Raw genomic sequence first — 11,283 nt, forward strand, 5'->3', positions numbered from 1 at the left:
ACAGAACAGTTACCCGTCCTGCATGCGTCGGTAGGCTACTGATGACGGAACATCAGGTTTCACACCAGGTATCTGGCTGAAACAATTAATCAGACGACTTCACGTCGCACGTAATCAAAGAATTCAACGACCGTCACTTTCGCATCAGCGGGACCATATGATGGTGTGCCTTTATCGTTCAGCAGCGCTGCCTGATTCTGAACCACGGCGGCCGTCATCGCCTGCTGCTGCTTCTCCTGCTGTTGGGCCTGCAGCTTCTGGCTGACCTCAACCAGCACTTCCGGATGAGCCAGCAGGTAGTCTTTCGCGATTTCACCAATGCGGGCTTCCTGCTCCGGGGTAAAGGCAACGGCAGGTTTCTCTGCTGCCCCCGCCACGCCGGAGACCAGAAGGCCTGCGGCAAGCATGACTGAAAGGGTTTTATTCATGTTCATCCTGTGTTTTTCTCTTCCCGGTTGTTATCAGTTCGTTCCGTGCACGGGTGGCGACGCTTCTGACCGCCCTGCGCTGTCGTTTAGCGTGCTCCTGAGCCCTGCGCTCCACGGCATACGCCGCCTCCTCCGCACTCACAGGTGCGACCGGTTCACCGGCAAGGTTTTTACGCCACGCGCCCACCGTCATGGCGCCCAGATACGCATCTGAGCGGGTGACGGCGGCAAGGCAGCGTTTCAGCGTCTTCACGGAAACCTCCAGCCCGCGCCGGCGAATGTCATTGACCATCACCTCCCGGATGTTGACCGCCAGGAGCTGCGGCTGGCCGTCCGTCACCAGGGCCGGCCAGCAACGCTTCAGGAGCGCGAGCGCGTCCGCAAGCGGCATGACCTTCCGGTACACCGGCTCCGGGGCAGGCTTGCGCCTGGCCGCCCGCATGGCCTCCCTCTCCTGGGCCTGTCGCTCAGCCCACTGCCGGGCTTTCTCTGCTTTTCGGGCGGCCTTCTCGTCCGCCTGCGCCTTTTTCGCGCTCTCATCCACCGCCTGCTTCCTGACCTTCCAGGCAGGCGTCGTGTTCACCACCACGGTCTTTTTACGCGTGACCCGGCCCGGACCCGCACCGTCCGGTTCACTGTTGTTTACGGCACGCTGACCTTCTGGCTCCGTCTTACGGCGCAGCGTCAGCGTGGGGCGCCCCTGCTCTTTCATCCTGCCTCCGGATAAATCTGTTTCACGTATATTCCCCTGAGTGACCTTATTCTGACACGGCAGATATCACATCACCATCAGTCCGATGACGGCCAGGTGCACCGCGTAGAACAGCGGGAAAAATTCGCGGGGCCAGAAGCGCGGCACGCGGCAGCAGGTCCGGCTCAGCACCGTCAGGGTAACGCCGGGTATCACCAGACCCGCGATGGCAAAAGCGGGGCTGTCAGCGGCATTCAGCGCGAGTATGGCCAGCGCCAGACACAGCGCCAGCCCCGTGCGCGTGGTGCGCCGGCCCGTCATACATACGCCGCAGGCCAGCATCAGCATGACTACACCCGCCAGCCCGTAGCTTCCCGCCGAAAACGGCAGCCAGGCCAGAACCAGCATCAGTGAGAGCGGCCACGCGCGCGGCCCGTGCTGCTGCATCAGCGCCAGCGCCTGTCCGCTGACCACAAAGGCAAACAGGATATTGCCCAGGTCCGGGCGAAGCCCGGCCAGTATCCAGCCACCCTGCGCCACACCCGCCCATATCCAGAGCCGGTTCAGGGCGCGCTGCTGAATCTGCGGATGGCGGGCGAGGTTCATGGCCCAGACCAGGCCAAAGAGCGGAAACGCTCCCCGACCGGCAAGACGCAGCAAGTCATTATCCAGTCCGCACAGCATGCTGATGTGGTCGGCCACCATCAGCAGCAGCGCCACGGTCTTGATAAGGTCGGTCTGCCCCGGCGTCCACACGAGCAGACGCTGCAACCAGCAGTCGGCCACCACCACAAGGGGGAACAGCGGATGGTTTTCAGCGCGCATATCAGTCGCCTCCCAGGGTCTTTTCACGCTCAAGGTCCCGCACCGTTTCGCGCTCCATCTGCTGCAGGCGGTCCCGCTGCACGCTCTCGCGCACCACCTGAGACACCGCCTCATCCCGGCGGCGTTCTTCCGGTGCATCCGGCAGCGTGAGGGGAGATGCCGGCGTTTTTTTTATCCGATCCATATCCCGCACCACATCCCGGACGGCGACGTCAGCCCCTCCGGCCGGCCTGTCGCCGCTGCGGGCCATCTCGCGGACCGCCTCTTCGGCACGCTTATCCAGCTCCCGCTGCACCTCAGCCTCCCGGGCCTGCTGTGCCAGCACCTCCGGCGGCACCGTTTCTGCGGGCTGCGTACCGGTGCCATCGGGCAGGCCGTCGGCCCAGACCCGACCGCCGGTAATGGCGCCGGGGTTCCACGGTCGTACCTCGCCTTCGAGCCGCACCACCACGCCGCTCTGCGGATTCTCCCGAGCGAGCCGCACGCCCTCTTCCATATCCCGCGCCAGCAGCGACTCGCCGTTACGGCTGGCCTGCAGACCCGCAAACGCCGCGTCCCCGCTGCCCATCACCCGGCCTTCACCAGCGAGCCCCTTAAGCTGCCCGTCTCCGGAGGTCAGGGCGCTCAGCCAGACGCCCGCCTGCCTGCCGTTGCGGTCGAAGGCCGGGAGCGCCACGTGCGGCTGCGGGTATTTACGCCCCGGCGAGATAAATTTCGCCATTGAGACCTCAGGCTGCAGCCCGGCCTGGCGCAGCGCGGCGCGACCGGCAGGCACCTCACCCAGCGCTTTTGCCGTCGCCGTCAGGCGGGCGGCATTCGCGACGGCGCGGTCGCCGCGCGGCTCCAGAATGTCATGCGCCGTACTTTTCGCCTGCGATTTCTCCATCGCGGCCACCCACTTGTCCCGGTTGTCGGTATAGACCTGCGCGTGCTGCTTCATCCGGCTCAGCGCCACGTAGGCAGACTCGAAGCTCACCATCCGCTTACGTCCGCCGTCCGTGCCCTGCAGGGAGATGGAGAAGGGTTCGCTCGCTCCCTGTGAGCCTTCAACGGTGACGGCATAGGCCAGGTCGATGTGCTGCTCTGCCTGCTCCGCTGACGGCGTGAGCGTGCGGGTCTGTTTCCCGTCCGACAGCGTGACGCTGTCACCTTTTATCTCACTGACCGACCAGACGCTGTTGGCCACGAAGCCCCGCTCGTTGTCGCTTTTCGAAAAGCGCATCCGGTCGCCTTCCGACACGGTAATGGTGTCCTGACGGTAGAGCGTGACGCCCTCTGTCGCCGCCTGCGCGGGCGACAGGCTGCGGGTGTTGCCCTGCGCATCCTTCAGCGTCACCAGGTGCGCCTCCCCGTCCAGCGCCTCAATGCTGTAATAGGTGCTGTCCAGCAGGACCAGGCTGTCGCGGGACGCCTCCCACGTTGCCATGCGCCTCAGCTCCCCGTCGCGGATATTGGCTGGCGTAAGGACCGGCAGCGTGACCTCTTTTTCGCCCACCTCGCCGGCACCCTGACGGGCGTCATGAATCATGGCGTTCACCTGGCGGCGGTCGGCGTTCAGGGCGGTGATAACGATGGTCTGCGCCTGCGCCTCTGACGTGCGCCCCGTGTAGTCCTTCACGATGGCCTCCAGCAGCGTCGCGGGCTGCCCGCCGGGCATCAGGTCGCCGGCCGCCACGGCTTTCGCGATGGCCTCCTCCCGTTCGCGGCTGAACTCCATGACGGAGCTGTCCGGCTGCCAGGCATCCGCCCTGCGCGGCACCTGTGCCGGCGCCACGCGCTCAATGGTCGTCAGGGCGCTGCCGATATCGCGGTTAATCAGGCTGTAGACGGCAGGTTTAAGCTCCGGCGTCTGGCGGACAATCTCCTGCATCACCGCCACGTCAATGGCGCTGCGCTTCTGCAGCAGGCGGAAGGGCTGGCCCGGGGCAATGGACTGCAGCTGGTCGGTATCGCCGCTGGAGACCGCACGTCCCCCGCACCCGGCAATCAGGCTGTACGCCTTCGCCATGTCGGCGTTACCGACCATCGAGCTTTCATCCACGAGAAACAGCACGTTGCTGAAGTCCGGTCGTTCGCCGCCGCGCAGCTGCTGCTGCGTGTCGTGAATAAAGGCCGCCAGCGTCTGCGTTTCGGGCACACCCGCGTCGCGCATTTCGCTCACCGCCCGGTGGGTGGGGGCCACGCCGATAACGCGCGGCTGCTCCCGTTCCGGCAGCGTGCCGATGGCCGACATGACGGCCCGGAACTGAGTGGTCTTACCCACGCCCGCGTAGCCCTGCACCAGGGTAAAGCGATCGGGGGACTCCAGTATCATGCGCGTGGCGTTTTGCTGCCCGTCGGTCAGGCCCGCCAGCTGCGCGTCCGGAACCTTATCCATCAGCGGGGTGACGGCCTCCTTTCCCTCAAGGACGTGGCGGATAATGCTTTTTTCAGCGTTGTACGACTGGCGTGAAACCAGCAGCTGCAGGCCGTTTCCCGGCGATACCGGCACCGACAGCAGGGCGCCGCTGCGCACCTGCCGGTCCGCCTCCTTTTCGATGGCCTGCAGGCTGAGGCTGTCCTGCTCAAATTCTTTCGCGGCGGCCATCAGCTGCGGCTTCGTGAACGCCAGGCCGTTCCCCTCCAGCACCGGAATGGCCAGATGGATAGCCTGCTGCTCCGGCGTGTGCAACCCGGCCTTCTGGTGCGCCAGGGCATCATCGAGCCTGTCATGCCCCGCCGCATCCTTAATCTGTTCAGACACGACGCTCCAGGCAGACTGACGCGACAGCTTCTCCGTCGTTTTCTGCGCCGTCTGTGCGGAATAGAGCCGCACCGCCCTGCCGCTGAGCGCCAGTTTGTTCAGCGTGGTGTTATCCAGCTCGCGCTGCGACAGCGAGGCAAAGACCGTGGCGCTGTCGCTCACCGAGCGGCCCGGCGACTCCACCCAGCCCTGACCCACCTTCGCGGCGGTAAACGGGCTGTCGCCGGCGGGCAGGACCACGTCCGCCTTACGCCCCGGCAGGCTGACGACGAGCCCCTCCTTCCCGAGGGCCTTAACGGTCACCGTATCGCCTCCCCTGAGCCGCGTCCCCTGCGCCTGACCCAGCACTGCCAGACGGTCGCCTTCGGCTACCTGCAGCGTGCCGGTGCGGTACAGCGACCAGCTGCTGTTGAGTTCAGACAGGCGGGTCACCCGCGTCTCACCCTGGGCGTTACGCAGCGTCAGGCTGTTGTTGCGGCCCGTCACGCGGTCAATGACAAAGCGTTCCCGGCTACGCTCTTCGGCATTCCAGCGCTCCATGACCATCCCCTCCCGGTAGTGGTCGCGCACCTGCTGATGGCGGCTGTCGAGCCAGACCGGCTCCAGAGTGGTGATGCTGACCTCCCGCTCGCCCAGCACCTTTTCCACCTTAAGCGCCTCGCGGACAGCGCCTGCCAGTACGGCCTGCTCGCGCGGACCTGAGACCTGCGCCACGCTGTGTTCACCTGCGCGGACGCTTCGGGCAAAGTCAGCGGCCAGGCGGTCATACCGCTGCCGCCGGTCAGGCTCGCTGATAACCGAGACCTGCGTCTTCTCACCGCCCTGCCACGCGAGCGTGCTCACTCCCGCCTCCTTCATGACGGTGAGGGCGCTGCCGGTCCCGGTGCGCTGGCCGCTGTCGGCTATCAGCAGCTGGACGTTATGGCGCAGCGCGCCGTCGAGCAGCGTGAGCGTTTCTTTCAGGGTCAGCTTCTCCCCCTGGTCCACAATCAGCGTGCTGCCGGGCGTAAAGGCCATGCCCTCCGTCAGCTCCCGCCTGTCAGTGATATGCTCGCCGCTGAGGCGCTCATCCTGCATAAGGGCGCTGCGCGAGCGCCTGTCGGCGGCGATAATCTGCACGTCACGCCCCTGCTCGCGCGCCATCATCGTCAGTTCCGCCACGCGCTCACGCTGACCGGCCGCCCCGCCCTGACCCGAAATGATCGCCACGGGCGGACGGTCCTGGGCCAGAACGCTCACGGCATCACTGTATGACCGGCTGCGGGGCACGCTTTTATCCGGAAAAATGTCGGCCTGCCCCGTCCGCTGTAAATCCCGGGTCATCGCCGACACCGACAGCTCGTCCAGCACGTGGATGTTCGAGGTAAACAGCCCCTTCTCTTTATCCAGCGGGATGAGCTGCTCATTTTTTATCGCCGCATCGATGCCGTCACGCGCCATCTCCACCATGCCCGACCGCGCGGGCAGCTGCCCGAGGGTGGTGGCCAGCAGTTCGGAATACGTGAACTGCGCCCGCCGGTCGCTCAGCATCGCGATGGCCTGCCCGACGCTGCTGTTAATATCAATGGCTTCAGGCGTCGTTGCGGGAATATTCCCCTGCACAACCCGCTGGTCTGCCGCCTCGCGGTAGGCTTTAATGTCAAACCCCGTCTCTTTCAGGGTCTGCATCCACTCGGACATGCGCTGTTCGGGGTCAACCTTCTGCTTCGACTGGCGGGTGTCGAGCGCCGCCACGTCGCGGGACTTCAGGGACGCGTCATCCCCGACCGCCTCGCCGATAGTTCTGCTGCGACTCGAGAAGGGCGCGACGGGAACCCCTTTGAACTCCCACATACCGTGCCTGCCGACCGTTTCAGTCTCATAGCCCATCGCCGTGACGTCATCCTTCAGCGCGGCACGATACAGGCGGCCAAAGGCAATCTGGTTCGCGTAGATATTCTCTATAAACCCGGTTTTGCCCACCCTGTCGCTGCTGAGCGTGCGCCACTCATCGCCATGCTGAGTGGCATTGGCCACCACGGCGTGGGTATGCAGCTGCGGCTCCTGGTCGCGGCTCGTATCGTGGTTAAACAACGCCATCACCAGGTTGCCGGTCAACTGCGTCTCGCTCCTGCCCTCCGTCATAACCCGCGTGGAGGCCATCGCCTCTATCTGCTTAATGGCGGTCTCCACCGCGCGGTTGTGGGCCTCAATAAGACGCTTGTCACCACCGAGCATGGCCATCACGGAGACACTTTTGGGCGCTGAGAAGGTGAAGTCGTAGCCCGGACGGTGTTTGTTCGCCCCGTCCTGAGTCCGGCTGAGGTCGCTGCCGTCCGGCAGGCGTCCCTCCAGAACCTTCGTAAAGGCCTTCTGGTCCACCCCGCCGCTGAGCCCCAGCGCTTCAGCCCCTTTTCCGGCCCAGCGCTCGCCCATACTGCCGATAACGTAGTAGTTATCCTTATCGGTGTAATAATTACCCGCGCTGCCGGCGGATTTTACTGATCCGATGCTCATCATCAGATGTATCCTCCCGGCTCAAGATCTTTTTCAGGCGCCCGGTGAACATTGATGTTCACTTCTTCACGACGCTGCCTCTCCTGAGGAGACAGTTCGTCCTGCTCCGCCTGCCACGCTTCCCATGCCGCCATATCCACCACTTCACCGCTTTCACTGATGCCGGGCGGCAGCTGCTCAGCTTCTTCCGCCTTTGTCTTCAGTTCAGGCTCCACGCCTCCTGCACCCGCTACGGATGCCGAAGCGGATGCAGCGCAGGGCGCTGGCGCCAGCTGCTGTGGCTGCTGTGGCTGCTGTGGCTGCTGTGGCTGCTGTGGCTGCTGTGGCTGCTGTGGCTGCTGTGGCTGCTGTGGCTGACCAGCATTCTCCGTACAGCCCTCTGGTGCGATAACGTCTGCATCCGGTTCAAAGAGCATGGCGATGCTGCGGGATTCATGTTCACGTGCAGCCAGCGCGACATTCAGGCGTTCCTCCGCTTTCGCGTCGATGGTGCGCGGAATGAATTCCGGTGCCACCTTTGGACGCAGCTGATACTTCAGCGCCATTTTCACGGCAGGATAAGGTCCGGGAAGCGTGACGTAGCAGGAGAGATCCGGCAACGTCTGGACGTCGGAGTAACTCACCAGGGTGACGCGCTCCATGTCCTTGCCGACCGAAGTACCGTCGCGTACCGGGTCCACGCCGTAGGAATACTGCTCGGACGCCTTGAGGATTTCTTTCTCACCGATTTCGCCGGCGGCGAACTCGGCGATATTGCGCGACGGCGAGCGGAAGAAGGCACGGGTGTTCAGCACGTCGAACAGCGTTTCCGCCGGCTTCTGCCCGTAAATATCTTCCAACTGGGCGTAGGACTGAATGCCAATGACGTAGCAGCCGCCAAACTTACGCGCCTCCGGCAGGATCTCAACCAGGTCCGGCAGCTTGTGCAGGGTAGGCAGCTCGTCGGCGAAGATCCACACGCGGCGGTTACGGTTTTCACCCATCGCCAGCAGCCCGCGAATGGCGATGGACAGCCACATGGATATAACCGGCTTGAGGGAAGCGTGGGTGTCAGCATTGGAAGAGATAAACAACCAGCCGTTTTTACCATCCTCACGAACGCCGCGCATCCAGTCGCGTATGGTGAATGACTCGCCGTTATTTTCGATGCCCTGCAGATAGCGGATGGCCTTGACGTAGTTGGTCAGCACGGCGCGGATGGAGATGGCCGTCTTCTCGATTTTCTCTTCCACCAAGTTCGCCGCCGGGGAGTTTTTCAGGTACGAGCGCAGCTTCTCAATCTTGATGGAAAGCAGCGTGTCGACCAGCTTGCTGTAGCTGCGGTCCTTATCGTTGCGCATCAAATAAGCGGCTTCGGCAAAGATGGTACGTCCCGACCCCTGCCAGAAGGGGTCTTCCTTCGTGCCCATAGGAATAAGCGTATTGGACACGTTGTCGAAGTCAGGCTGCGTCAGGCACTCCCGCCACAGGTCCCATGCAGCGCAGCGCGCATCCAGCGGGTTAAGGATTTTATCCGTGGCCGGATCATAGTAACTTTTGACGAACTCACAGGAGCGGTCATACACGATGACCATATCGCCACGCTGGCGGGCGTAGTTCATCAGGCGGCGGATAACTTCTGATTTACCGGCCCCGACGGTGCCGTGCAGACAGAAGTTCTGGATCTCCGAGTCCTTGATAAGCGGCAGCTCACCGATTTTGATGTCAGATGCGAGACCGTCGCGCCTGAGCATTTTCGCCACCGCTTTCGGGTCGTCAGTCAGCTGGCGCCCTCCCGTTATCTCGTCCTCACTCTGCTGTTTACCCTGATGGCCCAGAATCCAGGTGGTGACAAAGAAGGTAATAACGCACACCACGACCGCGATGATGGCGGCAAGAATAAAGGCCGTCCAGACCTGGTCTGCGCACCACTGGATATATTTGTCCTGCAGTATTTGCTGCGCGTTGTACTTCAGCTCATGGCCGTAATAACGGATGGTATAGACAGGCTGGGATTTAAAAATATCGCGCATGGGGGCCAGCGTCTGACACCAGTAATAAACCATGCCGTTCACGAACGTCTGCCAGGTCAGTTTAACCGACAGCGTAATCGCGACAATGATGCCGAAGAGAATGACGAGGCAGTACACGATGATATTGGCGATCTGACTGAACATACGGATGCGCATGCTCGCGATCTGACCGCCCTGGGTCATATCCTTTGCATTAAAACTCATGATGTATGGGTCCGGTATAAATGGGGTTTAGACGGTTATGATAAGGCTACATTCAGGAACGGCTACTTACTGGCCTGGCAAATAAGAGGCCACTTACGAAAAAAGAATATCCACAGCAGTATTAACAGAACTGAAAATGGAACAGCAAATAAAGCATTCGGATAATCACTTTCGATACTCACTACTAATGCAAATACCGACATATTAATTCCTTTATTCACCGGCCCTGCCGGCAACCCTTCCCGGCAGCACAAAGGATTTGCGCCACCGCTCAGCGTTTTTCTTATATCAACAGAGAATGAGGAGAACAGATGCTATTCGGACTGAGTGATCCAGAGAAAAGGGCGGAAGAAACCGCCCCTGGTATTAATTAAAGAATGTTCGCGATAGATTTAGCCAGCTGATCTTCAAGCACAGGCTGGGCTTCGGGGAATTTCAGATTAACTTTGTTCGCATTTGATACCACACGGGTCTGATATTTATGCTGGTTCCCCTGCTCGGTGCTGGTCTGAATTTTGGCGCCAGAGGTTCCCTGGCGAAGAGCGGCGATGTTGTCCGTGGTCACGGTCGCTTTGGTACGCTCGGCAATCTGGACATCCGTGATCATGGTGTAGTTGATGTCTTCGACCATCGCATCAGCGGCCATGCCAACAAGGCCGGCAGCAAGTCCTACGCCCAGAGTGGCTCCGGCAGAGCTGGAATTATAGGCGGTAATACCGGCACCCAGCGCGGCCCCTGCCGCTGCACCTTCGTAGCCACGGCTGAGCCAGCTTTGTGACTCACGAAGGTCCATTTTGTCGGCCTTAAGTACGTTCGCCTGAATCCAGTAGTAGGCTTTATCCGGCGAGGTCACGACCTGGTAGCCTTTGGCTTTAACAGCTTCGGTAATTTTAGACTGGAGACCGCTCATGTCTTTATCAGACGTGTTTTTGATCTGCAGGAAAACGGTACGCTCGCTTGATGGTTCAAGCCAGACCGTTTCGCTCATCTGCGTTTTGACCTCGAGGTTACGTTTCTTAATTGCTGTGCTCATCGCACCACACCCTGAGAGGGAGAGAATCGCACCTAATAAAATTACAGAAGTATACTTATTTAACTTCATCCTGATTTCCTTGTTATCTACTTAGTTATGCTTTTTAATATTCCTAAGAACGATCTGACCTGTAAATTACCCTCCTAAAATTTCCATCCCATAGGATAATTATTTTCGCTATTGTAATTAATTCTTTCGAAAGATGGCGGTACTGATTCTTGGCTGATTGAAGAAGCATCATTACCCTTCCTTCTCTCAACCCAACGATTCATTCTAGTTTCCCCTTGGGCCTTGATTAAATCCCATATTGTCCCAGCAATGAATGCCGTCACTACAAAAATAGGTGAGAAAATCGCGAAAACTGGAAATATTAACAACCAGAAAAAATTAGCAAAACTGTTATGTTTAGAAACATGTCGTCTCGATCTGATTTTCATCATCAATAAAATGAACAGAAGCTGCCAGATAAAAACAAACGAAGCCATGAAAACTGTTTCTGGAAGTTCCCAGCCAGCGATGACACATGCAATAAGCAGAACAACGGTCACCAGACATATCTGAAAGACATTTCTCATTTATCCCCCTTGATCGCTAATCTTTGCGATAATTTTTTTGATACTCCTCAGCCTTTTTCATCAATTCTTCAGGGCTGTCAGCGCCGGGTAAACTTTTCTGCGCACTTACTTCAGCAGTATATTTATTATACTGCGTCATGTCCTCTTTTTTATGATGGTTTTTTAGGTAATGACTCCAACTTATTGATAGTGTTTTATGTTCAGATAATGCCCGATGACTTTATCATGCAGCTCCACCGATTTTGAGAACGACAGCGACTTCCGTCCCAGCCGTGC

At 60.0% G+C, this 11,283-nt stretch carries 8 protein-coding genes and 1 pseudogene; all 9 read right to left on the bottom strand.

Annotated features, from left to right (window positions below):
* Positions 1-110 precede the first annotated feature (110 nt).
* Positions 111-428: pseudogene (locus WFN87_RS23525) on the bottom strand (DsbA family protein); the annotation flags it as partial.
* Complete coding sequence (locus WFN87_RS23530; RefSeq protein ID WP_336819699.1) at positions 421-1,140, bottom strand: fertility inhibition protein FinO; 720 nt, start codon at positions 1,138-1,140, stop codon at positions 421-423. The pseudogene WFN87_RS23525 and the gene WFN87_RS23530, both read right to left, overlap by 8 nt.
* 66 nt (positions 1,141-1,206) lie before the next feature.
* Positions 1,207-1,944 carry a type-F conjugative transfer system pilin acetylase TraX gene (gene traX, locus WFN87_RS23535; RefSeq protein ID WP_047359711.1) on the bottom strand — a complete coding sequence of 246 codons (738 nt, stop codon included), beginning with the start codon at positions 1,942-1,944 and terminating at the stop codon, positions 1,207-1,209.
* A 1-nt stretch (position 1,945) separates the two neighbouring features.
* Positions 1,946-7,186, bottom strand: a complete 5,241-nt coding sequence (traI, locus tag WFN87_RS23540; protein ID WP_336819701.1) for a conjugative transfer relaxase/helicase TraI — start codon at positions 7,184-7,186, stop codon at positions 1,946-1,948.
* On the bottom strand, positions 7,186-9,399 hold the full coding sequence (traD, locus tag WFN87_RS23545; RefSeq protein ID WP_336819702.1) for a type IV conjugative transfer system coupling protein TraD: 2,214 nt from the start codon (positions 9,397-9,399) through the stop codon (positions 7,186-7,188). Before traD ends, traI begins: the two co-directional genes overlap by 1 nt.
* Before the next feature lie 370 nt (positions 9,400-9,769).
* A complete protein-coding gene (gene traT / locus WFN87_RS23550; protein ID WP_096198065.1) occupies positions 9,770-10,501 on the bottom strand; it encodes a conjugal transfer complement resistance protein TraT in 732 nt (243 codons plus the stop codon).
* Positions 10,502-10,575: 74 nt separating this feature from the next.
* Positions 10,576-11,007, bottom strand: a complete 432-nt coding sequence (locus WFN87_RS23555) for a hypothetical protein (protein ID WP_336819703.1) — start codon at positions 11,005-11,007, stop codon at positions 10,576-10,578.
* A gap of 16 nt (positions 11,008-11,023) precedes the next feature.
* Positions 11,024-11,146: a hypothetical protein gene (locus WFN87_RS23560; RefSeq protein WP_336983937.1), complete on the bottom strand. Its 123-nt coding sequence runs from the start codon at positions 11,144-11,146 to the stop codon at positions 11,024-11,026.
* 41 nt (positions 11,147-11,187) lie between these two features.
* Positions 11,188-11,283: IS1 family transposase (locus WFN87_RS23565; RefSeq protein WP_000851394.1), on the bottom strand; the 96-nt coding region annotated here is incomplete at its 5' end.

Origin of the sequence: Cedecea sp. AS113, from assembly GCF_037152415.1 — a bacterium.
Classification (GTDB): Bacteria; Pseudomonadota; Gammaproteobacteria; order Enterobacterales; family Enterobacteriaceae; genus Cedecea.